The 25415-nt window shown below is 69.8% G+C and carries 28 protein-coding genes; 11 read left to right on the forward strand and 17 right to left on the reverse strand.

Annotation, left to right across the window (positions count from 1 at the left end):
- Positions 1-18: 18 nt before the first annotated feature.
- The 6 genes from O4G76_RS10035 to O4G76_RS10060 all read right to left on the reverse strand — a co-directional run bounded on the left by O4G76_RS10035 (position 19) and on the right by O4G76_RS10060 (position 4139).
- On the reverse strand, positions 19-582 hold the full coding sequence (locus tag O4G76_RS10035; RefSeq protein ID WP_269397203.1) for a MerR family transcriptional regulator: 564 nt from the start codon (positions 580-582) through the stop codon (positions 19-21).
- Between the two features lie 10 nt (positions 583-592).
- A complete protein-coding gene (ihfA, locus tag O4G76_RS10040; protein ID WP_085897282.1) occupies positions 593-895 on the reverse strand; it encodes an integration host factor subunit alpha in 303 nt (100 codons plus the stop codon).
- Positions 896-990: 95 nt separating this feature from the next.
- Entirely contained in the window at positions 991-1962 is a 972-nt protein-coding gene (locus O4G76_RS10045) for a beta-ketoacyl-ACP synthase III (RefSeq protein WP_269397204.1), read from the reverse strand.
- Positions 1959-3032, reverse strand: a complete 1074-nt coding sequence (plsX, locus tag O4G76_RS10050; RefSeq protein ID WP_269397205.1) for a phosphate acyltransferase PlsX — start codon at positions 3030-3032, stop codon at positions 1959-1961. The genes O4G76_RS10045 and plsX overlap by 4 nt, the downstream gene beginning before the upstream one ends.
- A gap of 129 nt (positions 3033-3161) precedes the next feature.
- Entirely contained in the window at positions 3162-3368 is a 207-nt protein-coding gene (gene rpmF / locus O4G76_RS10055) for a 50S ribosomal protein L32 (RefSeq protein WP_085897279.1), read from the reverse strand.
- A 207-nt stretch (positions 3369-3575) separates the two neighbouring features.
- Complete coding sequence (locus tag O4G76_RS10060) at positions 3576-4139, reverse strand: DUF177 domain-containing protein (protein WP_269397206.1); 564 nt, start codon at positions 4137-4139, stop codon at positions 3576-3578.
- A gap of 65 nt (positions 4140-4204) precedes the next feature.
- On the opposite strand from O4G76_RS10060, the gene O4G76_RS10065 reads away from it, so the two are divergent.
- Positions 4205-4708 carry an outer membrane protein assembly factor BamE gene (locus tag O4G76_RS10065; RefSeq protein ID WP_269397207.1) on the forward strand — a complete coding sequence of 168 codons (504 nt, stop codon included), beginning with the start codon at positions 4205-4207 and terminating at the stop codon, positions 4706-4708.
- An 8-nt stretch (positions 4709-4716) separates the two neighbouring features.
- Here the strand turns inward: O4G76_RS10065 and msrB are convergent, their stop codons facing one another.
- Positions 4717-5127 carry a peptide-methionine (R)-S-oxide reductase MsrB gene (gene msrB / locus O4G76_RS10070; protein WP_269397208.1) on the reverse strand — a complete coding sequence of 137 codons (411 nt, stop codon included), beginning with the start codon at positions 5125-5127 and terminating at the stop codon, positions 4717-4719.
- 65 nt (positions 5128-5192) lie between these two features.
- Between msrB and O4G76_RS10075 the strand changes: the two genes are divergently transcribed.
- Positions 5193-5924 carry a GNAT family N-acetyltransferase gene (locus O4G76_RS10075; RefSeq protein WP_269397209.1) on the forward strand — a complete coding sequence of 244 codons (732 nt, stop codon included), beginning with the start codon at positions 5193-5195 and terminating at the stop codon, positions 5922-5924.
- Between the two features lie 31 nt (positions 5925-5955).
- On the forward strand, positions 5956-7788 hold the full coding sequence (locus O4G76_RS10080; RefSeq protein ID WP_269397210.1) for an ABC-F family ATP-binding cassette domain-containing protein: 1833 nt from the start codon (positions 5956-5958) through the stop codon (positions 7786-7788).
- A 76-nt stretch (positions 7789-7864) separates the two neighbouring features.
- On the opposite strand, the gene O4G76_RS10085 is transcribed toward O4G76_RS10080, so the two are convergent.
- Entirely contained in the window at positions 7865-8866 is a 1002-nt protein-coding gene (locus tag O4G76_RS10085; RefSeq protein WP_269397211.1) for a Fe(3+) ABC transporter substrate-binding protein, read from the reverse strand.
- Positions 8867-8941: 75 nt separating this feature from the next.
- Positions 8942-9778 carry a nucleoside triphosphate pyrophosphohydrolase gene (gene mazG, locus O4G76_RS10090; RefSeq protein ID WP_269397212.1) on the reverse strand — a complete coding sequence of 279 codons (837 nt, stop codon included), beginning with the start codon at positions 9776-9778 and terminating at the stop codon, positions 8942-8944.
- 62 nt (positions 9779-9840) lie between these two features.
- Between mazG and O4G76_RS10095 the strand changes: the two genes are divergently transcribed.
- The 5 genes from O4G76_RS10095 (at position 9841) to O4G76_RS10115 (ending at position 14414) form a co-directional block, all read left to right on the forward strand.
- Positions 9841-11001, forward strand: a complete 1161-nt coding sequence (locus O4G76_RS10095) for a M20 aminoacylase family protein (protein ID WP_269397213.1) — start codon at positions 9841-9843, stop codon at positions 10999-11001.
- Positions 11002-11089: 88 nt separating this feature from the next.
- Positions 11090-11554 carry a DUF1499 domain-containing protein gene (locus O4G76_RS10100; protein ID WP_269397214.1) on the forward strand — a complete coding sequence of 155 codons (465 nt, stop codon included), beginning with the start codon at positions 11090-11092 and terminating at the stop codon, positions 11552-11554.
- A 42-nt stretch (positions 11555-11596) separates the two neighbouring features.
- A complete protein-coding gene (gene prfA / locus O4G76_RS10105; RefSeq protein ID WP_269397215.1) occupies positions 11597-12652 on the forward strand; it encodes a peptide chain release factor 1 in 1056 nt (351 codons plus the stop codon).
- Positions 12649-13515: a peptide chain release factor N(5)-glutamine methyltransferase gene (gene prmC / locus O4G76_RS10110; RefSeq protein ID WP_269397216.1), complete on the forward strand. Its 867-nt coding sequence runs from the start codon at positions 12649-12651 to the stop codon at positions 13513-13515. Before prfA ends, prmC begins: the two co-directional genes overlap by 4 nt.
- A 221-nt stretch (positions 13516-13736) precedes the next feature.
- Positions 13737-14414: a DUF4167 domain-containing protein gene (locus O4G76_RS10115; protein WP_269397217.1), complete on the forward strand. Its 678-nt coding sequence runs from the start codon at positions 13737-13739 to the stop codon at positions 14412-14414.
- A 58-nt stretch (positions 14415-14472) separates the two neighbouring features.
- On the opposite strand, the gene rsmA is transcribed toward O4G76_RS10115, so the two are convergent.
- The 6 genes from rsmA to lptF all read right to left on the reverse strand — a co-directional run bounded on the left by rsmA (position 14473) and on the right by lptF (position 21890).
- A complete protein-coding gene (rsmA, locus tag O4G76_RS10120; protein ID WP_085897265.1) occupies positions 14473-15318 on the reverse strand; it encodes a 16S rRNA (adenine(1518)-N(6)/adenine(1519)-N(6))-dimethyltransferase RsmA in 846 nt (281 codons plus the stop codon).
- Positions 15319-15387: 69 nt separating this feature from the next.
- Positions 15388-16359: a 4-hydroxythreonine-4-phosphate dehydrogenase PdxA gene (gene pdxA / locus O4G76_RS10125; RefSeq protein WP_269397218.1), complete on the reverse strand. Its 972-nt coding sequence runs from the start codon at positions 16357-16359 to the stop codon at positions 15388-15390.
- Entirely contained in the window at positions 16356-17558 is a 1203-nt protein-coding gene (locus O4G76_RS10130) for a peptidylprolyl isomerase (protein ID WP_269397219.1), read from the reverse strand. Before O4G76_RS10130 ends, pdxA begins: the two co-directional genes overlap by 4 nt.
- A 32-nt stretch (positions 17559-17590) precedes the next feature.
- A complete protein-coding gene (locus O4G76_RS10135; protein ID WP_269397220.1) occupies positions 17591-19708 on the reverse strand; it encodes an LPS-assembly protein LptD in 2118 nt (705 codons plus the stop codon).
- Complete coding sequence (lptG, locus tag O4G76_RS10140; RefSeq protein ID WP_269397221.1) at positions 19705-20793, reverse strand: LPS export ABC transporter permease LptG; 1089 nt, start codon at positions 20791-20793, stop codon at positions 19705-19707. The genes O4G76_RS10135 and lptG overlap by 4 nt, the downstream gene beginning before the upstream one ends.
- Complete coding sequence (gene lptF, locus O4G76_RS10145) at positions 20790-21890, reverse strand: LPS export ABC transporter permease LptF (RefSeq protein ID WP_269397222.1); 1101 nt, start codon at positions 21888-21890, stop codon at positions 20790-20792. The genes lptG and lptF overlap by 4 nt, the downstream gene beginning before the upstream one ends.
- Here lptF and O4G76_RS10150 point away from each other — a divergent pair.
- The 3 genes from O4G76_RS10150 to O4G76_RS10160 are packed head-to-tail and all read left to right on the forward strand — an operon-like array spanning position 21889 to position 24014.
- Positions 21889-22023, forward strand: coding sequence for a hypothetical protein (locus O4G76_RS10150; protein WP_269397223.1), 135 nt, complete (start codon positions 21889-21891; stop codon positions 22021-22023). The two genes, lptF and O4G76_RS10150, sit on opposite strands and share 2 nt — an antisense overlap.
- A 49-nt stretch (positions 22024-22072) precedes the next feature.
- Positions 22073-23548, forward strand: a complete 1476-nt coding sequence (locus O4G76_RS10155; protein ID WP_269397224.1) for a leucyl aminopeptidase — start codon at positions 22073-22075, stop codon at positions 23546-23548.
- 4 nt (positions 23549-23552) lie between these two features.
- Positions 23553-24014: a DNA polymerase III subunit chi gene (locus tag O4G76_RS10160; protein ID WP_269397225.1), complete on the forward strand. Its 462-nt coding sequence runs from the start codon at positions 23553-23555 to the stop codon at positions 24012-24014.
- 52 nt (positions 24015-24066) lie between these two features.
- On the opposite strand, the gene O4G76_RS10165 is transcribed toward O4G76_RS10160, so the two are convergent.
- A complete protein-coding gene (locus tag O4G76_RS10165; protein WP_269397226.1) occupies positions 24067-24645 on the reverse strand; it encodes a TIGR02281 family clan AA aspartic protease in 579 nt (192 codons plus the stop codon).
- Between the two features lie 15 nt (positions 24646-24660).
- On the reverse strand, positions 24661-25305 hold the full coding sequence (locus O4G76_RS10170; RefSeq protein ID WP_269397227.1) for a MarC family protein: 645 nt from the start codon (positions 25303-25305) through the stop codon (positions 24661-24663).
- Positions 25306-25415 lie beyond the last annotated feature (110 nt).

Below are 25415 nucleotides of genomic sequence, written 5' to 3' on the forward strand. Positions count from 1 at the left end.
CGGAAAAAATTCGCCCGATCAGCGCTTGCCGTCGCGGGCGGCGACCATGCGGCCGCGCAGGCTTTCGAGCCGCGCGACGAGCGGTGCGATGCGGGCGGCGCGGGTCTCGAGGAAGGCAGGTCCGGCCGCGTGCAGCAGCGCCAGCGGCGCGCATGACGCGGTCTCGGCGGGGGCCGGGGGGGCGCTGCGGCGTTGCAGCAGCTGCGCCAGATCGGTGGCAGGGTCGAGCACGAGGACCGCGTCCTCGGCCCGCGACGAATCCGGCCGGGTCCGGCGCTCCGGCGCGCTGCGCGCTTCCGGTTCGGCGACCAGATCGCGGCCCTGATCGGCGACGTGGCGCACGCCCTTCTCGCGCAGCAGCTTCTGGACGCCCTTGATGGTCATGCCCTGATCGTGCAGCAGCGCCTTGATGCCGCCGAGCAGGTCGAGATCCTCGGGGCGGTAATAGCGCCGCCCGCCGGCGCGCTTCACCGGGCGCACCTGCGCGAACTTGCTTTCCCAGAATCGCAACACGTGCGCGGGCGTATTCAACGCCTCGGACACCTCGCCGATCGTGCGGAACGCGTGAGCCGATTTCGCCATCAGGCCCGCCTCAGCTTCTGTTGCCCGAGGCGACCTTGTCCTTCATCAGGTGCGAAGAGCGGAAGGTCAGGACCCGCCGCGGATGAATCGGCACCTCTTCACCGGTCTTGGGATTGCGGCCGATCCGCGCCGCCTTGTCGCGCACCGAGAAGGTGCCGAAGGAGCTGATCTTGACCTGCTCACCGGCGACGAGCGCATCGGAGATATGCCCCAATACCGCCTCGACCAGCTCGGCGCTGTCGTTGCGGGAGAGTCCCAGCTCCTCATGCACAGCCTCGGCGAGATCCATCCGCGTCAATGTCTTGTCCGCCATCTTGATCTCCCTGCTCTGTCGCAACCTTAAGGGCAGCGGCAATTTCAAGTCAATCTCAAGAAGATGGATGGCACAGTTGCAGCGCGGACACTGGCCTACCAGCGCAGGACCACGGAGCCCCAGGCGAGGCCGCCGCCGATCGCTTCGGTGACCACGAGGTCGCCTTCGCGAATCTGGCCGTTGGCGCGCCCGACCGAGAGCGCCAGCGGAATCGAGGCGGCCGAGGTGTTGCCGTGGTCCTGAACCGTGGTCACCACCTTGTGCATCGGCAGGCCCAGCTTCTTGGCGGTGCCCTGGATGATCCGGATATTGGCCTGATGCGGCACCACCCAGTCGACGTCCTCGGCGGTGAGGCCCGCCTTCTCGAGCGACAGATGCGCGGTCTGGGCCAGCTTCTCGACCGCGTGGCGGAACACCTCGCGGCCTTCCATGCGCAGATGGCCGGTGGTCCCGGTCGAGACGCCGCCATCGACATGCAGGATGTCCTTGTGGCGCCCGTCCGAGTTCAGATCCGCCGCGAGGATGCCGCGATCCGAGGACCGCCCTTCGCCTTCGGCCGCCTCGAGCACCAGCGCGCCGGCGCCGTCGCCGAACAGCACGCAGGTGGCACGGTCGGTCCAGTCGATGATCCGGCTGAAGGTCTCGGCGCCGATCACCAGCACCCGCTTGGCCTGACCGGTCAGGATCATCGCGTTGGCGGTGGTCAGGGCATAGATGAAACCGGCGCAGACCGCCTGGACGTCGAAGGCGAAGCCATGCGTCATGCCCAGCTCGCGCTGCACCATGGTCGCGGCGGAGGGGAAGGTGAAATCGGGGGTCGAGGTGGCGAGGATGATCGCGTCGATCCCCGAGGGCTCGATCCCGGCATCGGCCAGCGCGGCGCGGGCGGCGCGGGTGGCGAGATCCGAGGTGGTCTGGCCTTCGGCGGCGATGTGGCGCCTCTCGATGCCGGAACGGGTGCGGATCCATTCGTCGGAGGTGTCGACGAGCGCCTCGAACTCCACGTTCTCCATCACCCGTTCGGGAAGGTAGTGGCCCACGCCCCTGACGACCGCGCGAATGGTCATGCCTTGATCTCCTTGGGTGCGTCCTGATGCAGGGCCGAGACGCCGGCGATGCGATGCGCCAGCCGTTCGGAAAAATCGGAGCGCGCGAGGCGCGCGGCGAGGCTGAGCGCGGCGCAGACGCCGGTGGCATCGGCCGAGCCGTGGCTTTTCACCACGAGGCCGCCCAGCCCGAGAAACACGCCGCCATTGACCTGGCGCGGATCGATCCGCGCCTTGAGCCCGGCCATGGCGCCGCGCGTCAGCAGCGCCGCGATCTTCGAGGCGATCGAGGAGAGGAAGGCCTCGCGCATGAGCCCCGAGATCAGCGTGGCGGTGCCTTCGCCGGTCTTCAGGGCGACATTGCCGGTGAAGCCGTCGGTGACGATGACATCGACCCGGTCCGAGGGGATGTCGCCGCCCTCGACGAAGCCGACATAGTCGAAATCGCCCTTGTCGGCGGCGGCGCCGATCATCTCGGCCGCGACCTTCAGCTCGGCGCGGCCCTTGTGTTCCTCGGTGCCGACATTGAGCAGCCCGACGCGCGGGCGCGCCAGCCCGAGCCCGTTGCGCGCATAGGAGGCGCCCATCATCGCATAGGCGAGCAGGTCGTCCTGGTCGGCGCGGATATCGGCGCCGACATCGAGCATGACGTTGAAGCCCTGCGGGTTGCGCGAGGGCCAGAGGCAGGCGATGGCGGGGCGGTTGACGCCCTCGGCCTTGCGCAGCCGGATCATCGACACCGCCATCAGGGCGCCGGTGTTGCCGCAGCTCACGCAGGCATCGGCGCGGCGGTCGCGCAGCGCATCCACGGCGGACCACATCGAGGTCGACTTGCCGCCGCGCATCACGTGGCTGGGCTTGTCGGTCATCGCGACCACGCCCTCGGCATGGATGATCTCGAGGCGGTCGGCCAGAACCGAGCCCGAGAAGATCGGCTCGAGCTTGTCGCGCTGGCCGTGCAGCAGCACGCGAGCGGTCGGATCGGACTGGAGAAAGCGTTTCACGCCGGCGGCCACGACGGCCGGGCCCTGATCGCCGCCCATGGCGTCGACGGAAAGCGTGATGGATCTGTCTTGGGACAAGCCCGTCATCGCGGCCCCGATGCTTGGGCGCGGTCGTCTGACGCGCGCCGGTCTCGCTGCGGCAGACATCCGGGCTCGCCCCGAGGGGCGGCGCGGTCCGGGACCATGCCCGTCCCGCGCCAAAGCCCGGTCACGGACTTACGCCGCGTCGTCGTCCAGATCGGTCTCGGCGGCACGCGCGATCACTTCGCGATCGGCGTAGTTGCCACAGGACGGGCAGACGTGGTGCGGGCGCTTGAGCTCCCCGCAGCTGGGGCATTCATTGGGGTTCGCGCCGGTCAGGCCGTCATGGGCCCGACGCTGGTTGCGGCGCGACTTGGAGATCTTGTTCTGCGGAACGGCCATGTCACAACCTCGAAGTAATACTGGCTCTAGTCTCAATGGGCGCGGAACGGGTCCGGCCCGGCTGGCGGGTGGGCGCATGGCCCCGGTCAGGGGATCCATCCCGCGACGTCCGGCCGCTCTTAGGCGATAAGAACCGGGCTGTCGAGCCGTGGAATGGAAAGAGGCCGCGAAAATACTGCGGTCGCGGCGAAAAGCAAGAGGAAGGTGCTATTCCTCGCCGTCTTCGTCGCCTTTCAGGCGCTCGCGCAGCCCCTTGAGGGCGGAAAACGGCTTCACGTCCTCGTCGGTGAGCGGTTCGGCCCCGGGCTCGGTCACGCTGAGGTCACCGGTTCCGGCGCCCTCGGCGCGCGGATAGTCGGGAAGCGCCAGCGCCAGCGCCTCGATCATCACCGCGGCGAGGTCCAGCGCCGATGGCAGCGGTTCGATCGTGTCGTCCTCGGGCATCTCGACCTCGGCGCCCTCGGGTTCCGTCACGTCGGCGAGGTAGCGCCGCATCACCGTTTCGTCGATCCGCGTCACCACCGGTTCGAGCGTCACCACGCAATCCTGCACCACGGTGGCGCCGAGATCGCCATCGAGCCGCCAGCCATCGCGGCCCTCGGGCGACAGGCGCGCGCGAAAGCGCAGCTTGCGCACGCCGCGGATATCGAGCGCCTCCGCCACGGCGGCGCGCCCGGCGGCGTCGGGTTCGATCACCATCTCGGTGGCGCGGCGCTGCGACAGATCGCCCAGGCGGATCACCTGTCGCGGGAGAGGGGTCGCGTCGACCATGGTCCGCTTCCTTCCTTGAAGATATGCATGGGGTTGTTGTAAGCGGCTTTAGAAGCCGCAAGGGCTTGAGGCAAGAGCAGGGGCAGTCGCAGATGGGCATGGAAACCGGCCGTGACAGGACCGGCCGCGGGGTTCGCCGCGGCGCAGCCATTCTGGGACTCGCGGGGCTGGCGGCCTGCAGCCCGACCGAGCGGTTCCACGGCTACGTGCCGGCCGAGGCGGTGCTGTCGACGATCTCGCTCGGCGAGGACCGCGCCTCGGTGATCGAGAAGGCCGGTCCGCCGACCACCAGCGGGGTGCTCGGCGAGAACGACATCTTCTACATCCGCTCGGTGTTCCGCCATTACGGGTTTTTCGCCCCCGAGGAGGTGAGCCGCGAGGTGGTCGCGATCAGCTTCGCGCCCTCGGGCGGCGTCAGTAATGTCGAGCGCTTCGACCTCAGCGATGGCCGCATCGTGCCGCTGACCCGCCGGGTCACCGAGGACAGCGTCCAGAACGGCACCTTCCTGCGGCAACTGGCGGGGGCTGCGGGCAATTTCGACCCGAGCATGTTGATCGACGACGAATGAGCCCGGTTTCAGGCCGCGCTCTCGTCGGAGGTCGCCGGTTTGAACTCGAGCGCCACGCCGTTCATGCAGTAGCGCAGGCCCGTCGGGGCCGGCCCGTCCGGAAAGACGTGGCCAAGATGCGATTCGCAGGCCGCGCAATGCACCTCGGTGCGCTTCATGAAGAAGCTGCGATCGGTCTTCTCGCCCACCGCCTCATCGCTGATCGGGGCGTAGAAGCTGGGCCAGCCGGTGCCGCTGTCGAACTTGGTCTCGGCCGAGAACAGCGGTCGGCCGCAGCCCTTGCAGGCGAAGGTGCCGGGCTCTTTCGGAAAATCGTCATGGGTGAAGGCGCGCTCGGTACCGTGCTTGCGCATCACCTTGTATTCGAGCTCGGACAGCTCCTCGCGCCACTGCGCGTCGGTCTTGGTGATCTTGTCCATCGGGTCCTCCGTGATCTCGTCCACCTATGTAGTCAGCACCGCGCCGGATGCCAGCGGGGCCCGGCATGGGCGTGATCCTGCGGCGTGGCCGGCTGGTCGCGCGTACGGCGCAGGGCGAAGCGCTGGCTCGCGCGATGGCGCTGCGCGCGCGCTGCTTCGTCGATCTGGGCGGGGCGCTGCGCGACGCCGACGGGCATGACGCGCGGGCCCGGCACCTGCTGGTCGAGGACGCGGCGGGCCGGGCGCTCTGCACGCTGCGCTGGCGTGCACTCGCACCGGGCGAGATCGGGCGGGCCGCGAGCGCCGAGACCTACGATCTCGGCCCGCTGGCGGCGCGGGCGGGGCGGTCGATGGAGATCGGTCGCTTCTGCACCGCGCCCGAGGCCCGCGACGGCGAGGCGCTCAGGCTGGCGCTGGGGGCGCTGACCCGGCTGGTGCTGCGCGAAAGGGTCGAGCTGCTGTTCGGCTGCGCCTCGTTTCCCGGCACCGACCCGCGCCCGCACCGCGCGGCGCTGTCCTGGCTCGGCGCGCGGCACGCCGCCCCTACCGGGCTGCGGCCCGGACGACGCGGGGCGGTGGAGGTGCTGGATCTCGCCGGGCCGGTCGGTGCGCCCGACGCCGCGCCGGCGGGGCTGCCGCCGCTGCTGCGCAGCTATCTCGGCATGGGCGCCGTGGTCAGCGACCACGCGGTGGTGGATCGGGTGATGAACACGATCCACGTGCTGTGCATGCTCGATGTCGCGGCGATCCCCGCGGCCCGCGCCCGGGCGCTGCGCGCCCTCGCATTCGGCCCTTGATAAGCCGCGCGGCGCCCTCTAGCTGGCGATCATGGCACGCGCACCCCTTCTCCAGCTCACCGATATTTCCCTCACCTTCGGCGGCGATCCCGTCTTCGACGGGCTGTCGCTCGCGGTCCAGCAGGGCGACCGCGTCGCCCTCGTGGGCCGCAACGGCTCCGGCAAGTCCACCTTGATGAAGGTGATGGCCGGACTCGTCGAGCCCGATCGCGGCACCCGCGCGGTGCCCCCCGCGACCTCCGTGGGCTACATGGAGCAGGACCCCGATTTCTCGGGCTTCGCGACCTTGGGCGAATGGGCGGCGCAAAACCTCGACATGGGCGAGGAATACAAGCTCGACGTGGTGGCCGAGGGGCTCAAGTTCGATCCGCATCGTGACCCGGCGACCGCCTCGGGCGGCGAACGGCGCCGCGCGGCGCTGGCGCGACTGATGGCCGAGGCGCCGGAGCTGATGCTGCTCGACGAGCCCACGAACCACCTCGACATCGAGGCGATCGCCTGGCTCGAAGCGGAGCTGCGCCAGACCCGCGCGGCCTTCGTGCTGATTTCCCACGACCGCGCCTTTCTCAAGGCGCTGACCCGCGCGACGCTGTGGATCGACCGCGGCGCGGTGCGCCGCCAGGAAACCGGCTTCGAGGGCTTCGAGGCCTGGCGCGACAAGACGTGGGAAGACGAGGACATGGCGCGCCACAAGCTCGATCGCAAGATCAAGTCCGAGGCGCGTTGGGCGGTCGAGGGGATCTCGGCCCGGCGCAAGCGCAACCAAGGCCGGGTGCGGGCGTTGCAGGATCTGCGCGCCGAGAGGGCGAACCAGATCCGCCGCCAAGGCACCGCGGCGATGGCGCTTGGCGAGGGTCCGACCTCGGGCAAGAAGGTCATCGAGGCCTTCGGCCTGAGCAAGGAATACGCCGGCAAGCGCATCGTCTCGGGCTTCGACCTGACGGTGATGCGCGGCGACCGGATCGCCTTCGTCGGCCCGAACGGTGTCGGAAAGACGACGCTTATCAAGATGTTGCTGGGTGAAATTGAACCTGACGAGGGCAGCGTCAAGCATGGCACCAACCTCGAGATCGCGGTGTTCGACCAGGCACGCGCCCGGCTCGATCCCGAGGCGACGCTCTGGGACAGCCTGACCAACGACCCGCTGATGGCGGTCTCGGGCAGCTCGGACCAGGTGATGGTGCGCGGCATCCCCAAGCACGTGGTGGGCTATCTCAAGGAATTCCTGTTCGACGAGGGGCAGGCCCGCGCGCCGGTCAAGTCGCTCTCGGGGGGCGAGAAGGCGCGGCTCCTGCTGGCGCGGATCATGGCGCAGACCTCGAACGTGCTGGTGCTCGACGAACCGACCAACGATCTCGACATAGAGACGCTGGACCTGCTGCAGGACCTGCTGGGCGATTACGATGGCACGGTGCTGCTGGTGAGCCACGACCGCGATTTCCTCGACCGGGTGGCGAGCACGACCATCGCCATGGAGGGCGACGGCCGCGCGACGCTCTATGCCGGCGGCTGGAGCGACTACCAGAGCCAGCGGAAATTCAACGAGACGCCAGCGCCGGCGCAGGCCCCCGCGCCGCGGGGAAGCGCGCCGAGCCCGACGCCGAGCGCGCCGAAGCCGAAACCCGCCGCGCCGAAACCCGGCCTCAGCTTCACCGAGAAACACCGGCTGGAGGAACTGCCGAAGGTGATCGACCGGCTCACCGCCGAGATCGCCAAGCTCGAGGAGCTGCTTGCCGATCCCGAGCTGTTCACCCGAGAACCGGTGAAGTTCCGCAAGGCGACCGAGGCGATGGCGGAGCGTCAGGCGGCGCTCGACGCGGCCGAGACCGAGTGGCTGGAACTCGAGGAGAAGGCCGGGGCCTGAATTTCAAGCCACTGTTCGAAAACAAAAAAGCCCGCCTTCGGAACGAAGGCGGGCTTTTCTTTCGCTCTGGGCGAGATCAGCCGTCGAAGTTCACTTCTTCCATGATCCGCAGCGCGGTGGCGCGGTGGTCGGCGATGGTCGGCAGGTCGGTCTCGTCGGCGGTGAACTCACCCCAGCCCTTGACCAGTTCCGAGGCTTCGGCGCCTTCGAGCACGGGGTATTCGTAGTTCGCCTCGGCATAGATTTCCTGCGCCTCGGGCGAGACGAGGTATTCCATGAACTGAACCGCCTCTTCCTTGTTCGGCGCAGCTTGGGTCAGCGCGACGCCGGAGACGTTCACATGGGTGCCGCCATTCTCGAAGGTCGGGAAGACGATGCGCACGGACTCGGCCCATTCGGTCTGCTCGGGATCCTCAAGCATCTTGCCCATGTAGTAGGTGTTACCGAGCGAGATGTCGCATTCACCGGCCCAGATCGCCTTGACCTGCGCGCGGTCGTTGCCCTCGGGCTTGCGCGCGAGGTTGTCCTTCACGCCCTGCGCCCATTCCTTGGCGTATTCTTCGCCGTGATGCGCGACGATCGCCGAGACGAGGGCGAGGTTGTAGTTGTGCAGGCCCGAACGGGTGCAGATCCGGCCTTCCCACTTGTCCGAGGCGAGATCCTCGTAGGTGGTGACTTCGCCATCCTCGACCCGCTCCTGGCTGGCATAGACGATGCGGGCGCGGGTGGTGACGCCGAACCACTCGCCGTTCTCGCCGCGCAGGTTGGCGGGCACGGCTTCCATCAGCACGTCGCTCTCGACCGGCTGGGTGACGCCGGCATCGACGATCTGGCGCAGGTTGGCGATGTCGACGGTCATCACGAGATCGGCGGGCGAGCGCTGCGCCTCGGCCTCGAGCCGCTCGACGATGCCGTCCTCGACGAAGGCGAGGTTGACGGCGATGCCGGTCTCTTCGGTGAAGGCATCGACCACCGGCTGAATCAGCTCGGGCTGACGGGTGGTGTAGACGTTGACGTCGGCCAGAGCGGAGGTGCCGGCCAGCGCGGCGGCGATGGTGAGGACAGGGCGAAGGGTCATGTAGCGCTCCAAATCAGCGTTTTCGTTGGCGGCGCTTAAATCCGAGCAATTTGATCAGGTCAATACCCGACTTTTTCAGTCGACGTTTTTTTCCGCCCTCCGGATCTCGTTCCACAAAGCATCCATCTCGGTCAGGTCGCTTTCGACCGGACGCTTGCCGCGCTTGTGAAGTTCGTCCTCTATGTATTTGAACCGGCGGGTGAACTTGTCGTTGGATCGGCGCAGGGCCACCTCGGGATCGACACTGAGATGCCGTGACAGGTTGGCCATGACGAACAGGAGGTCGCCCATCTCGGCCTCGATCTCGTCGGGGCTCAGACGGTCGCGCGCCTCGACCAGTTCGTGTGCCTCCTCGACCAGCTTGTCGAGAACCTGTGCCGTTTGCGGCCAGTCGAATCCCACCCGCGCGGCGCGCTTCTGCAGCTTGACCGCCCGCATCAGCGCCGGCAGGCCGAGCGCAACGCCGTCGAGCACGCCGGTTTCGGCACGGCCCGCGCGTTCGGCCGCCTTGATCGCCTCCCAGGCGTGGGTCTGCTCCTCGGCGGTGCGGTCGCGATCTTCCTCCCCGAAGACATGCGGGTGACGCGCGATCATCTTGTCCGAGATCGCGCGCGCCACCGCCGCAAGATCGAAATGCCCGGCCTCGCGCGCCATCTGCGCGTGGTAGACCGATTGCAGCAGCAGGTCGCCCAGCTCGCCCCGAAGCTCGGGCCAATCCTCGCGGGCGATGGCATCGGCCACCTCGTAGGCTTCCTCGATCGTGTAGGGGGCGATCGAGGCGAAATCCTGCTCGATATCCCATGGGCAGCCGTGATCGGGGTCGCGCAGCGCCCGCATGATCGCGGACAGCCGCGCGATCTCGCGGGCGGCGTCCAGATCGGTGTCGCGGATCTCGGGCTCGGTCTGGGGCATTGCGCAGGGCTCCTGTCGATGGCAAGCCGCAGGCTAGGATTTCAGAGCCCGGAGCGCCAGACATGCCCGTCATCAACCGCATCGCCGATTTCGCCGAGGAGATGAAGGGCTGGCGCCACCAGCTTCACGCCACGCCGGAAATCGGCTTCGACTGCCACGAGACGGCCGGCTTCATCACGGCGCGGCTGCGCGAATTCGGCGTCGACGAGATCCACGAGGGCATCGCGACATCCGGGGTGGTGGCGTTGATCCGGGGCCGGGGCGAGGGTCCGGTAATCGGGCTGCGCGCCGACATGGATGCGCTGCCGATGGACGAGCAGACCGGGCTGCCGCATGCCTCGGCGAACAAGGGCCGGATGCATGCCTGCGGCCATGACGGCCACACCACGATGCTGCTGGGGGCCGCGAGATACCTCGCCGAGACGCGCAATTTCGCGGGCACCGTGGCGCTGATCTTCCAGCCCGCCGAAGAGGGCGGCGGCGGTGCCGGTGTGATGGTCGAGGAAGGGGTGATGGAGCGGTTCGGCATCGGTGAGGTCTTTGCCCTGCACAACGAACCGGGTCTGCCGGTGGGGCGGTTCCGCACCGCGCCGGGACCGATCATGGCGGCGGTGGATGATTTCACCATCACCGTGACCGGCAAGGGCGGGCATGGCGCGATGCCGCACGACGCGACCGATCCGGTGGTCGCGGCCTGCGGCATCGTCACCGCGATACAGACCATCGTCAGCCGCAACCACGACGCGCGGCAGGATCTGGTGATCTCGGTCACGCAGATCCATACCGGCAGCGCCGACAACGTGATCCCGGCCACCGCCTGGATCAACGGCACGGTGCGCAGCTTCGACAAGAATGTGCAGGCCATGGTGATGCGTCGGATGCGTGAGATTTGCGAGGGGCAGGCCATGGCCTACGGCGTGCGCGCCGATCTCGACTACAATCTCGGTTACCCGGCCACGGTGAACGACGCCGGGAAGGCCGGATTCGCCGCTGGCGTGGCCGAGGAGGTCGGGCTGGGCTGCGATGCCGACAGCCCGCGCGCCATGGGGGCCGAGGATTTTTCCTTCATGCTCGAGGCGCGCCTCGGCGCCTATCTGTTCATCGGCAACGGCGAAACGGCGGGCGTGCACCACCCCGAATACGACTTCAACGACGAGACGGCGCCCTATGGCGCGTCGTTTTTCGCCCGGCTGGTCGAACGCGCGCAGCCCGCGCGCGGTTGAGCCTGAGGCGCGGCCATTGCAACGCGGCGGTCGTGCCCGAGGCGAGGTTGAAAAAACAGCGGTCAGGTATTTGAAAACGATGGGAATAATGGCCTTGGCGACCGCGGCATCCTTGGCGGTGCCACTGGTCTGGATACGTGTCGCGCCGGCGGATGTGGCGCGCTGGCACGTCGATCCCATGGAGGTCGAACGGGTGCCGCAGGCGCCGCGCCGTGGCGGCTGGCTGCTGCGCACGGGGCCTGCCAATGCCGCGCCGCCGGTCTTCGACACCGACCCGGCCACGCTGCTCTCGGCCTTCGACGAGATCGCGCGGGCGACGCCGCGCACCCGGGTCCTGTTCGAAAGCCCGGCCGAGGGGCGCGTGACCTATGTCAGCCGCTCGGCCGTGCTCGGCTTTCCCGACTATACCAGCGTCAAGGCGGTCCCCGAGGCCGGCGGCGCCGCCTTGATGATCTGGGCGCGGCAGCGTTTCGGGGTCGCCGACATGGGCGTGAACCGCATGCGGGTCGAGGCGTGGATGGCGGCGCTCGAAGATCGGCTGCCGCGCCGCTGAGCGTCACTTGACGCCTAAGTGGCGATGGAGGATGGGTGATCCATGATCGCACAGGACAAGATCGACCAGATCACCGCCCGCTTCGAGTTTCTCGAGGCGAAGATGTCGTCGGGCGCCTCGGGCGGCGAGATCGCCGAGCTGGGCCGCGAATACGCGGAACTCAAGCCGGTGGTCGAGACCGCCGCCGAGCATGCCCGCCTCGAAGCCGAGATCGCCGAGGCGCAGGCGATGCTGCGCGACCCCGAGATGCGCGACCTCGCCGAGGAAGAGCTGCCCGGCCTGCGGGAACGGCTGGAGGCCGCCGAAACGGCGCTGCGCCTCGCGCTGTTGCCCAAGGATGCCGCCGATGCGCGTCCGGCGATGATCGAGATCCGGCCCGGCACCGGGGGCGACGAGGCCGCGCTCTTCGCGGCCGACCTGCTGCGCATGTACATGCGCTATGCCGATGCGCGCGGCTGGCGCTTCGAGATCATCGAGGAGCAGGCGACCGAGCTGGGCGGCATCAGGGAGGTTGTGGCGCGGATCGAGGGCGAGGGCGTCTTCGCCCGGATGAAATACGAGAGCGGCGTGCACCGGGTGCAGCGCGTGCCCGAGACCGAGAGCGGCGGCCGCATCCACACTTCGGCGGCCACCGTGGCGGTGCTGCCCGAGGCCGAGGCGGTGGACGTGAAGATCGACCCCGCCGATATCCGCATCGACACGATGCGAGCGAGCGGCGCCGGCGGCCAGCACGTCAACACCACCGACTCGGCGGTGCGGATCACCCATATCCCGAGCGGCATCGTCGTCACGTCGAGCCAGAAATCGCAGCACCGCAACCGCGAATTGGCGATGGAGGTGCTGCGCTCGCGGCTCTTCGACGCCGAGCGGATGCGGGTCGAGGGCGCGCGCTCGGCCGACCGTCGCGCGCAGGTGGGCTCGGGCGACCGGTCCGAGCGCATCCGCACCTACAACTTCCCGCAGGGCCGGCTGACCGATCACCGCATCAACCTGACGCTCTACAAGCTCGACGCTGTGATGGGCGGCGATCTCGACGAGATCATCGACGCGTTGACGGCAGAGGCGCAGGCGGCGCTGCTGGCGGAGATGGAGGCATGAGCCCGCTGCCATCCGGCCCGCTGACCGGCGCCGCGGCGCTGGTCTCGGCCACGCGCCGGCTGGCCGAGGCGGGGGTGCCCGATCCGGGCCGCGACGCGCGGCGGCTGTTCAGCCACGCGATCGGCGTCGATCCGGGGCGGCTGACGCTGGTGCTGCCCGAGCCGGTCGATGGCGGGAAGCTGGCCGAGTTCGAGGCGCTGATCGAACGGCGCGCGGCGCGCGAGCCCGTGTCGCACCTGACCGGCAGCCGTGCCTTCTATGGCCGACGCTTCAAGGTGACGCGCGACGTGCTCGACCCGCGCCCCGAGACCGAGATGCTGGTCGAGGCGGCCCTGTCCGAACCGTTCGGCCACGTGCTCGATCTTGGCGTCGGTTCGGGCTGCATCCTGCTGACGCTGCTGGCGGAAATGCCGGATGCGCGCGGCGTCGGCGTCGATCTGTCAGAGGCCGCATGCGCCGTGGCGCGCGAGAACGCCGTGACGCTGGGGCTTGCCGACCGGGTGCATATCCAGGTGTCCGATTGGGTCAGCCGGGTCGAGGGGATGTTCGACCTCGTGGTGTCGAACCCGCCCTATATCGCGCGCGCCGCGATGGAAGGGCTCGCCCCGGAAGTGCGCGACTGGGAGCCCGCGGGCGCGCTCACGGACGGTGCCGACGGGCTGTCGTGCTACCGCGCGATCCTCGACGGGGCGACCGAGGTTCTGGCACCGGGCGGGCGGCTGGTGATGGAGCTGGGCGTGGGGCAGGCCGAGGCGGTGGGAAGCCTCGCCGTGGCCCGCGGCTTCGCGCCCGTCGCGCTCATTCCCGATCTCGACGGGCGCGACCGGGTGATCGTGCTGGGATTGCCGCAATCGGGCTTCTGAGCGCGAAAAACACCGCTCTTTCGGCCAGGATCGCAGTTTCCGCTTGTCACCGGGCGGTCCGCATGGTTAGTCCTTGGCATCGGACGGAGGAAGGCGCACGCGCCCTCCCGCCCCGACACGCTGCCAGATCATCGCAGGCCCCGACGTCGCAGCAGCGCGCATCGCGCGCGCAGACCGGGTCAAAGCGCAACGCCTGAGCCAGGCCGGAACCGAAGAATCACATGAGATCATCGAAGTCACGCTCGCGCGGCAACAAGAACCGCAACAACAACCGTCCTTCGGGCGGCAACATCGTCAATCGCGTGTTCGACAGCTCGGGCCCCGATGGCAAGGTGCGCGGTACGCCCCAGCAGATCATCGAGAAATACACCCAGCTGCACCGTGACGCCCAGCTTTCGGGTGACCGGGTCGCGGCCGAGAACTTCGCCCAGCACGCCGAGCATTACCTGAGGATGCTGGCCGAGGCGCAGAAGGAAATCGAGGCCAAGCGCGAGGAGGCCGAGGCCCAGAACCGCGAGCGTCAGGCCGAGCGCGACCGCCAGGCCGAGCGCGACCGCGAGCGCGCGGCCCGCCTGCGGGCGCAGGAAGAGGCGGCAGCGGCGCATCACCAGCAGCCCGAACCGCAGCGCGAGTCCCGTTACGAGGAGCGGCAGGCCGAGGAGCCCGCCAGCGATCTGGTCGAGACCCCGGAGAACCGCGAGCCCGCGCGCGAGATCCCGGCGCAGCCCGCGGAGGCCCAGCCCGGCGCCGAGGCGCCCAAGGCCGAGGACAAGCCCAAGCGGCCGCGCAAGCCGCGCGTGAAGCGCGACACGCCCGAGGGCGAAAAGCCCGCGCCGCGTCCGCGCCGCGCCAAGCCCGCCGCCAAGGCGGAGAGCGGATCGGCCGAAGCGGCCGAGTAGGCCCGCTCCGACAGGATGAAGAAAAGGCGGCGCCCGGATCCGGGCGCCGCCTTTTTCGTCACTGCGCTGCGGCCACCGACCGGGCCAGCGCGCACCACGCCTCGAGCCCGACCTGCTCGGCCCGCTCGGTCGGCGGGATGCCGGCGGCGGCGAGGTGATCCTCGATTCCCGGCGCCACCCCCTTGAGCGAGGCGCGCAGCATCTTGCGTCGCTGGTTGAACCCGGCCGCCACGACGCGGCTCAGCACCGCCGGATCGGCCGGAAAGCGCGGCGCGGGCAGGGCGGTGAGATGGACCACCGCCGAGGACACCTTGGGCGCGGGCACGAAGGCCTGCGGCGGCAGGTCGAGCACGATCCGCGCGCTGGCGCGCCACTGCGCGAGGATCGCGAGGCGGCCATAGGCCTTGGAGCCCGGCGCGGCGACGATCCGCTCGGCCACCTCGCGCTGGAACATCAGCGTCAGGCTCTCCCAGAAGGGCGGCCACTCTTTCGGCGTCAGCCAGCGCACCAGAAGCTCGGTGCCGACATTGTAGGGCAGGTTCGCGGCGACCCGGATCGGCGGCGTCAGATGCGCCAGCGGGTCGATCTCGAGCGCGTCCCCCTCGATCACCTGCAACCGACCGGGATAGCGCGCGGCGATCTCCTCGAGCGCGGGCATGCAGCGCGCGTCCTTCTCGATCGCGAGCACCCGGCGCGCGCCCTCGGCCAAGAGCCCGCGCGTCAGCCCGCCCGGACCCGGCCCAATCTCGAGAATGTCCGATCCCGCCAGGTCGCCCGCCGCCCGCGCGATCCGCGCGGTGAGGTTGAGGTCGAGCAGGAAGTTCTGGCCCAGCGTCTTCTTGGCGCGCAGGCCGTGGGTCTCGATCACCTCGCGCAGGGGCGGCAGATCGTCGATAGCGGCCATGGGGGCGATCCCTCGTTCATCTTTCCGAAAATACGCAGGCGCTCCGCCGGGGACCACCGCGCCGTTCCCTTAGCGCGCGCCGCGCGCCTGCGCCATATCGGCGGCCATGCGGATCGCGGCGATCATCGAGGACGGGTCCGCGAGCCCCTGTCCGGCGATGCCGAAAGCGGTGCCGTGATCCGGCGAGGTGCGGATGAAGGGCAGGCCGAGCGTGACGTTGACCCCGCCCGAGAAATCGATGGTCTTGATCGGGATCAGCGCCTGATCGTGATACATGCAGATCGCCGCGTCGTAGCCCGCGCGCGCACCCGCATGGAACATCGTGTCGGCCGACATCGGCCCGCGCAGGTCGAAGCCCTCGTCGCCCAGCCGCGCCATCAGCGGCGCGATCATGGCGATCTCCTCGTGACCCATCTTGCCGTCCTCGCCCGCATGGGGGTTCAGCCCGGCGATGGCGATGCGCGGTGCCTCGATCCCGAAATCGCGGATCAGCGCGTCGCGGGTGATACGGATCGTGGCCTCGAGCAGTTCCGGCGTGAGCCGTTCGGGCACCTGTGACAGCGGGATGTGGATGGTGGCGGGGACGACGCGCAGCGCGTCGCAGGCAAGCATCATCACGACATCGTCCACGCCAGCCAGCGCCGCGAGATACTCGGTATGGCCCGGATAGGCGAAATTCGCGCCGTCGATCAGCGCGGCCTTGTGGATCGGCGCGGTGCACAGCGCCGAACAGTCGCCCGAGCGCACCAGATCGACGCCGTCGCGGATCGCGTCGATCACGCCCTGCGCATGGGCCGGATCGGGTCGTCCCGGCACGGCCGGGGGGCCGAAATCTCGCGCCAGCACCGGCAGCGCGGTTCCGCTCAGATCCGCCGCCTCGGAGGCCCCGCTCACCGCCCGCCATGGCAGCGCTTCGGGCAGGTGGCGCGGATCTCCGAGCCAGAGGAGCGGGATCTCGCCGCGCAGCTTCTCCCAGGCGCGGGCCGCGATCTCCGGGCCGATGCCCGCGGGCTCTCCGCAGGAGATCGCGACCGGCTTCACTGGCCGATACGCGCCCGTGCGCGCAGCTCGGCGAGCAGGATGTCGGCGCGGGCCGAGAGCTTCTGGCTCAGGAGCCTGTTTCGCACGGCCTCGCGATCGACGCCCTCGGCCGTCACGGGCGTGCGCGAGCACAGCATGGTGAAGAACAGCGTGCCGTCCTGGCTCAGGTTCCACGAGGCCTCATTGGGGTCGAGTCGCGCCAGTTCCAGCCCGAGATCCTGCGGCAGCGCCGCGGGCGCGACGCTCTGGCGCACCAGTCGCTCTTCGGGCAGGCCCTTGGCGACGCCGTAGAGATCGTCGCAGGTATCGACGAGGCCATCGATCCGCGCCGCCTCGGCCTGCGCGGTGCCGGCGCCGGGGATCGCGAATTGCGCGTAGTCGATCTCGGCGATCGCGGCCGGGGCCTGCGGCGCCTCGCGGATGTCGCGCAGCTGGAACAGCGCGACGCCGTTGCGGATCGGGATCGGCGGTGTGACCTCGCCCGGCTCGAGCGACAGAAGCAGCCCGTGGAGCCCGGCCGGATAATCGCTCAGCGCGGCCCAGTCGAGACGGCCCCCCTGGGTGCGCGAGGGCAGCGCCGAAACCGCGCGGGCCTCGGCCTCGAAGGCGGCGGTGGAGCGCAGCTTCGAGATCGCCTCGGCGCGGGCCATCGCCGCGGCGGCGCGCGGCGGCGGCGCCGGGATGATGATCTCGGAGAGCAGCAGCTCGACCGATTCCGGCCCGCCGGTCCGCGCCAGCGCCGCATCGATCTCGGCCTCGGAGACATCGACGCCCGAGCCGTAGCGGCGGCGGATATAGTCGCGCCACGAGGCGTTGACCCGCACGAAATCGCGCAGCGTCTCGCGCGCCACGCCCTGCGTGGCGAGCTGTGCGAGAAAGGCGTCGAGCGACAGGTTCGCGCGCTGCGCGAACTCGGCCATCGCGGCCTCGAGACCTTCCTCGGTGAGCTGCATCCCGGCGCGGTTCAGCTCCTGCAGCTTGAGCTTTTCCTCGACCAGCTGCTTGCGGGCCTCCGCGCCGAGATCGCCCGGCGTGTTGAACGCGGCCAGCAGCTTGGCGCGCTGGTCGAGTTCGTAATTGGTGACGGCGCTGCCGTTCACCGTGACCGCCGGGGCGAACAGCCCCTGCGCGGCGGCGCCCACCGGCGCGGCCAGGGCGGTGGCGAGCGCCACGGCCTTTACGACATCAAAAGCCCGCATTCCGGCTCCCATCCTCGTCCGATCGTTCCGTCTCAGCCCTCGCAGCTCCGCGCCGCGGGCAGGGCCGTCTGACCGGTTGAAAAACCGGCAAGATTGACCGAGAGCCCGAAGCTCGTGGAGGGGTCCACGTCATCGGTATCGGTGTAGCGGCGCGATGCCGAAAGGTCCACCGTGACGCATTCGTTGCGCCAGCCGGCGCCGATCTCGGCGCGCACCGGTTCGTCGGCGGCGATGTCGTAGCGCGCCTCGGCCGAGAGGCTCCAGCGCGGGCCCAGATTCAGCACCGTGTCGAACGCGATCTCGGAGATCCGGGGCTGGTCCTCGGCCGGTCCCTCCTCGAGCCACAGATAGGCGGCGGTGAAATCGAAGCTCTCGCGGTCGAAGCCGAGCCGCGCCTCGGCGGTGGAGATGCCGAAATCGTCATCGAAGGTGGTCGAGGCCTCGAGCCCGAGATCCTGTCCGAGATCGAGCCTCGTCGAGATCAGCCAGTCGGAGCGGGTCGAGGTCAGCCCGGTGATGTCGTCGATTCCCTGCAGCGCCTCGTCGCGCAGCAGCCGCCCGCCCAGCACCGACAGGCTCCGACCATCGGCGCCGAGCAGGCTCCAGCGCAGGCCGAGGCCGGCGTTGAGACCGGTTTCCTGCAGATCCTCGCCCGGCAGCCGGTCGAGCGCGAAGAGTGAGACCGCGTCGAACTCGGCCAGCCGCGAATCCTCGTTGGGCACGTCGCCGCCCTGCGTCGCCACGCCGGCGAGGCTCGCCACCGGCTCGATGATCTGGGCGGTGCCGTCGTCACCGCGCCGCAGCAGCGGCCAGCGCAGGGTCACCCCGGCCGATTGCGCCGCCCGCAGCACCGTGTCGTCGAATTCGGGGTCGTCGTCGATGGCATAGGCGTCGAGCCGGCCGCGCAGCTCGGTGGTGAACTGCAGGCCGGGGCCGAAGATGAGATCCCCGTACCAATCGCCCGAGACGCCGCCGCGGGTGACGTCGCGCGTCGCCTCCGGGTCGCCCGGGTCGCCGTCGCGCCAAAGCGCGTCGGCGTCGGCGCGCAGGCGCAGCCGGCCGCCCAACGGAGCCGGGCGTAGCACCGCCTCGCGCTCGATCCGCGCCACCAGCGGCGGCAGCGAGGCGCTGGATTCATCCTCGCGCAGGCTTTCGTAATAGGCGATCTCGGCCAGCGCGTAGCCGTCGTCGCGCAGCCGGTAGGTGCGCAGGCTGCTGTCGAGCCGATCCTGGTCGGAGAGGTCGTAATCAAGCAGGAAGGCCTCGTCCGACACGGCCTCGAGATCGAATTCGAGCCGGATGTCGCGCGGCAGCGCGAAGGCGCCCTCGGCAAAGAGCGCGTAGCGCGGCGAGACCGCGCCGTCATCCTCGGCGAGATGCGTCTCGATCTGGGTCCAGCCGCTGCGGAAGGCCTGCCGGTAGCGCAGTTCGAGATTGCGGGCCCCGGTGGCGATCCACGGCGTCACGGTCAGGTCGCGGCGGCCGCCGAGGCGGATGAAATAGGGCAGCTTCAGCCCGAAGCCGAGCGCATCCGAGGAGAAGAGCTGCGGCACCAAGAGCCCCGAGGCGCGCTCCAGCGTCGGGTCCGGAAGGCGCATCCGCGGCAGCCAGAACACCGGCACGCCGGCGACGCGAAAGCTCGCATCGTCGAAATAGAGCTGCTGGCCGATCTCGTCATGCACGACCCGCGCGGCGCGGATTTCCCAGAGCGGCGTCTCGTCGCCGCAGACCCGGCACGAGGTCGCCGCCGTGCGGGTGAGCGCGGTCAGCCCGGTGCCGGTGCGGTCGATCCGCGCCGCCGAGACCTGAAGCTGCCGATCCAGCACCAGCCGCGCGCCGCGCAGCAGCCCGGCTTCGAGCCGCGGATCGATCTCGGCCGCCTCGGCAGTGAACACCTCGCCATCGGGGGTGGTGATCAGGATCGGCCCGGCGACGCTGAGCCGGTCGGCGGCGCGGTCATAGGTGATCGCGGAGGCGCTGAGCCGGGTGCCGTCGTAGAAGGCCTCGACATTGCCGCTCGCCACCAGCACCTCCTGCGCAGTGACGGTAACGCTGTCGGCCACGAGCTGGGCGAGACCCTGCGCGGCGAGGGGCAGCGGCGTCATGGCGGGCATCAGCCCCAGCAGGGCCGCGAGCAGGCGTCGGATCATCCATCCTCCAGATGTAGCAGCAGGCCGAGCGACGACAGGATCGCCGCGACGGGCGGGGCCCAGGCCGCGAGCGCGGGCGGGATCTGTCCGTTCTCCCCGAGGATCTGCGCGAAGTTGCGCAGGAAGTACACGCCGAAGCTCAGCAAAATCGCGCCCAGCACCATGACGCCGACCCGGCCGCCGCGCTGGTGGCGCATGGTGAAGCCGGCGCCGATCAGCAGCATCGCGGTCAGGAAGGCGGGCTGCGCCAGCTCGGTCTGCAGGAACACCTGGTGGCGCCGCGCGGTGAAGCCCGCGGCTTGCAGCCGGTCGATGAAGCCCGGCAGCTTCCACACCGAGATCGCCGCGGGATCGCCGAAGCTGTCGCGGATCTGGGTGGCGGTGAGAGACGAGGCCAGCGTCATCTGCGGCAGCCGCTCGGCGGCGGTCTCGGGGTTCTCGGCCGAGAGCGGCCAGCGCTTGACCCCGCGCAGCAGCCAGTGGCCGGTCTGCAGCTCGGCTAAGCTCGCCTCGACCCGCTCGCGCGGGCGGCCTTCGGTGTCGAAGGTCAGAAAGCTCGCGTCGCGCAGCACGGTGCCGTCGAGATTGCTGCCCTTGGCGCGGATCACCGTCTGCGCCTCGCTGTCACCCTGACGCAGCCAGAGCCCATCATCGGAGAGGGTGATCACCCGTTCCTCGCCCTTGAGGCTGTCGGTGCGGGCCTCGTAGGCGCGGGTGGTCGCGGCGACCAGCGGGTTGATCAGCGCCACGGCGGCGACGCCGAGGAGCAGCGTCACCACGACCGGGGCGATCAGCGCCGCGAGCGCCGAGCGGCCGGCGGCGCGGGTGACCACCAGCTCCGAGGAGCGGGCGAGGCCGAGAAACAGCGCGATGCCCGAGATGATCACGATCAGCGGCAGGATCTCGTAGAGCTGGGCCGGGGCGTTGAGCATGCTCACGGCCAGAAGCTCGCCGATGCCGGTGGTGCCGCCGAAGCGCCGCGCCTGCTCGACGAAATCGATCATCGTCAGCATCGCGAAGAAGATGCCGAGCGTGCCGAGAAACGCCATGATGTAACGGCGGGCGAAATAGCGGTGCAGGATCATGCCGGGACGCCTCTTCGGTACTTGCGGCGCGGCCGGCCCGCCAGCACCAGCTCGACGGCGACGATGGCCAGGGCCGCGATGGCGGGAACATAGACCAGCGGCCAGCGCGAGGGATCGCCGCGCAGCGCCGAGGCGACCACGGATTCCAGCGACTGCACGAGGATGATCAGCCCGATCGCGCCGAGGATTTGGCGCCAGACGCCAAAGCGCGAGAAGCCGCCGATCAGCAGGGTGGCGAAGCCGATCAGCGGCGCCGCCACCGACAGGAGCGCCGCCGCGACGCGGTCATGCGCCTCCACCGCGAGCTGCGCCGCGTTGCGGTCGGTCGCCTCAAGGGTTTCGGGCGTCGGGCGCAGCAGCTCCAGCGTCGAGACCTCGCGGGTGCGCCTGCGACCGCTGTCGGAGGCGCGGGTCAGCGGCTCCAGATCATAGGCGAAATCCTCGAAGCGGGTGGTCGAAAGCCGCGCCGCCTCGGGCTGCAGCACCTGCACCAGCCCGTCGATCATCACCAGCTGCGGCGCCGTCGCGGTTTCCACCAGATAGGCGCTTGAGGCCGTGTAGGTGACGGTCTCCTCGGGGTCGCGGCTGTCGGATATCAGCAGGTCGCGCAGCTCGCCTTCGGGGGTGATGTCGCGGATGTAGAGGGTGATGCCCGAGATCGGCGAGAGGAACTCGCCCTCCTGCAGCAGCCGCGCCGTGGCGCTGCGCGCGATCTCGGCCTGCCGGTCGGCGAGCCTCGCATTGGCGAGCGGGTTGATCACCAAGGTCAGCGCCCCGGTGAGCAGCCCGGCCACGATGCCGAAGGCCAGCACCGGCCGCGCCAGCCGGAACGGCGAAAAGCCGGTGGCCTGCATCACGGTGAGCTCGCTGTCCGAGCTCAGCCGGTTGGTGACGTAGAGCGCCGCGGCAAAGCCCGCGATCGGCAGCACCAGCCGGATCAGCGAGGGCAGGGTGAGCATGGTGAGTTCGAGAAAGACCGAGAGGTTCTGCCCGTCGGCCACCAGCTGGTCGAACAGCTGCACGGCGCTGTTGACCCAGTAGACCAGCACCAGCACCAGCGCGAAAAAGCCGAACAGCATCATCAGCTGCGACAGCATGTACCTGTCGAATCGCGCCACCGGTCCCTCGTCCATCCATGGCCGCCGAGGTGGCCGCCCGTCTTCGCGCATCCTAGCCGAGGGTGCGGGCGGGTTGAACCGCGATCTGGCCTTTGCCGGTCTCGGCGGCTAGGCTCCGCCGCCAGAGCCAATGATCCCCGACAACGACCCAAGGAGCCGGCATGTCCCGCACCCCCCGCATCGATTTCCTTCCCCATGACGCGCAGGATCTCACCGCCGCGCAGGGCCGAGTCGCGGTCTTCATGGGCCCCGACGGTCCCGAGACCGAGGCGGTGCGCGCGCTCGACGAGGCGATGGGCGGGGCGCTGGCACGGCTGGCCGGGGGCCGGCGCTGGAGCCGGGCCGGGACCGGCGAGGTGGTCGAGATCGCCGTGCCCGCGGGCCTCGCCGCCGAGGCGGTGCTGGTGGTGAAGCACGATGCCGAGACCGACCGGCTCGCGATGCGCCGCGCCGGTGGCGCCATCGCCGCCAAGGCCGGGCGCGGCGAACTGACGGTGCTGGCCTCGGGCCTGCGCCATGCCGGAGAGGTGGCGCTGGGCCTCGCACTGCGCGCCTACCGCTTCGATGCGCATCAGAAGCAGGACCCCGAGGCCGAGCCGGATGGGCGCGTGCGGTTCATCTCCGAGGATGCCGAGGCGCTGGGGCGCGAGGCCGGCCCGATGGCCGCCATCGCCGAGGGCGTGGCCTTCACCCGCGATCTCGTCAACGAGCCCGCCAACGTGCTGACCACCGACGATTTCGCGGCACGTCTCGCGGCGATGCAGGAGCTGGGACTCGAGGTCGAGATTCTGGAGGAGGACGAGCTGAAGCGTCTTGGCATGGGCGCTCTGCTGGCCGTGGGCCAGGGCTCCGACAGCCCCTCCAAGGTCGTGGTGATGCGCTGGCAGGGCGGCGGCGACGAGGCCCCGCTGGCGCTCGTGGGCAAGGGCGTGGTGTTCGACACCGGCGGCATCTCCCTCAAGCCCGCCGCTGGCATGGAGGACATGACCATGGACATGGGCGGCGCGGGCACCGTCGCCGGCACGATGCGGGCGCTGGCGCTGCGCCGCGCCAAGGCCAATGTCGTGGGCCTCGTGGGGCTCGTGGAGAACATGCCCTCGGGCAACGCCACCCGCCCCGGCGACGTGGTGCGCTCGATGAAGGGCGACACGATCGAGGTGATCAACACCGATGCCGAGGGCCGGCTCGTGCTGGCCGACGTGATGTGGTACGCGCAGGAGCGGTTCAAACCCTCTGGCATGATCGATCTCGCGACGCTGACCGGTGCCATCATCGTGGCGCTGGGCCACGAGAATGCGGGGGTCTTCTCGAACGAGGACGGCTTTGCCGAGGCGCTCCTGGCGGCGGCGCAGGCCGAGGGCGAAGGCGCGTGGCGGCTGCCGATGGGCGAGGCCTATGACAAGGTCCTGAAGAGCCGGGTCGCCGACATGCGCAACGTTGGCACTGGCCGCGAGGGCGGATCGATCACCGCGGCGCAGTTCCTCAAGCGCTTCGTGCAGGACGGCACGCCCTGGATCCATCTCGACATCGCCGGGACCGCGTCGCTCAAGTCGGATTCGGCGCTTGGCCCCAGGGGCGCGACCGGTTGGGGCGTGATGGCGCTCAACCGCCTCGTGGCCGACCGCTACGAGGGCTGAGACGATGGGCGCGGCCTTCTTCTACCACCTTACCGAAGGACCGGCCGAGGAGCTGCTGCCGCAGCTTCTCGGGCTTGCGGGCAAGCAGGGCTGGCGGGTGGAGATCAGGGGCCGCGCCGCCCGCGCCATGGACCGGCTCGACGCGGCGCTGTGGCGCATGGGACCGCCCGAGAGCTTTCTCGCGCATGGGCGCGCCGGCGGGCCGCATGACGGGGCGCAGCCGATCCTTCTCACCGCCGAGGGCGAGGCGGCGCCGAAGCTGCCTTGCGTGATCTGTCTCGACGGCGCCGAGATCGCGCCCGAGGAGGTGCAGACGGCCGAGCGCGCCTGCATCCTGTTCGACGGCTTCGACGAGGCGGCGGTTCAGGCGGCGCGCGGCCAGTGGAAGCGGCTGACCGGCGCGGGCTGCGCGGCGCAGTACTGGGCGCAGGAGGGCGGGCGCTGGACCAAGAAGGCCGAGGGGTGACGCTCCGGGGCGGGCCGGGGATTTGCGTATTTCGGGAACAAAGTCACGAAGCTCAGCGCGTCAGGACCAGCGTGCCGTTCTCGATCTCGATGCGGCCGAAGAGCCGCAGGTAGCCCATGCCAAGGAGCGATCCGGCGAGGTCGCCATCGGTGACCACGGCGCTCAGCCCCGCATCCTCGATCGGGCCCAGCGCGACGCTGTCGAGCCGCACCCGCGCGGTGCGCACCGTGCCGTTGGCGGTCACCGCGGAGCCCAGATAGGTCAGCTCCTCGGGGTCGATTCCGGCACGGCGCGCATCCTCGCGGCCCAGCACCATGTCGGTGGCGCCGGTGTCGACCACGAAGTTGATCGGCGCGCCGTTGACCTCGAGCGTCAGGTAGTAATGCCCGTCGCGCGCCTGCGGTACCTCGATGCCCTCGGCGCCGATCATGGTCTGGCGCGGCATCGTATCCTCGCGGATGTCAGACCACAGCCCGGCGGCGGCGATGGCGCCGATGAAGATCAGCGTCCAGACGGCGGCCTGCTGCGCGACCTGTCCCAGCCGGTCGCGATTCTGCACGAAGAACCAGCCGGCGATGGCGGCGCCGAGGAGGCCGAGATAGGCGAGGCTGGCAAGGTTGTCTGGGTTCATCGCCCTAATATGGTATCAATTTTCGGCAGGGAAAGGCAGACCGAAACCGGAACCGTGCAGACCGTCGATGATGAACTGCACCGCGAGCGCGGCGAGCAGCATGCCGAGCACCCGCGTCACCACGTTGAGCCCCACCGAGCCCAGCACCCGCGCCAGCGGATCGGCCAGCGCGAAGGCGATCCAGACGGTCGCCAGAACCGATAGGGCCACGCCGTAGATCGCGGCATAGCCGAGCGGGCCGGTGGCCTCGGCAGTCAGCAGGATCAGCGTGGTGATCGCGCCGGGGCCGACGATCAGCGGCAGCGCCAGCGGAAAGATCGAAGGATCCTGATCGGGTTCGGCCCCTTCCTCGGCATTGTCGCGGCGCCGCGCCTGCCGCCTCTCGAACAGCATGTCGAGCGCGGTCAGGAACAGCAGCACGCCGCCGGCGATGCGGAAGGCCGGGACCGAGATGCCGATGAAGCGCAGCACCGCGTCGCCCAGCACCAGGAACAGCAGCATCAGCACGGCGGAGGTCGAGAGCGCCCGGAAGGTCACGCCGCGCCGCTGCGCCGGAGTCATCCCCGCCGTCATCGCCACGTAAAGCGGCGCGAGACCGATCGGATCGACGATCACGAACAGCGTGGTGAAAGCGGTGACAAGGGTGGCGATTTCGATCACGGTCGGGTCCTCGGGCCTGTCGGCGGGCCGAACCCGCGTTCCTGTCGCACCGTGCCGGGCGGCGCTCATGGGGGCAAGTCCGCGCCGGAAATGACGCGGCACCGCCCATG

Source organism: Limimaricola sp. G21655-S1 (genome assembly GCF_027213785.1).
Lineage (GTDB): Bacteria > Pseudomonadota > Alphaproteobacteria > Rhodobacterales > Rhodobacteraceae > Limimaricola.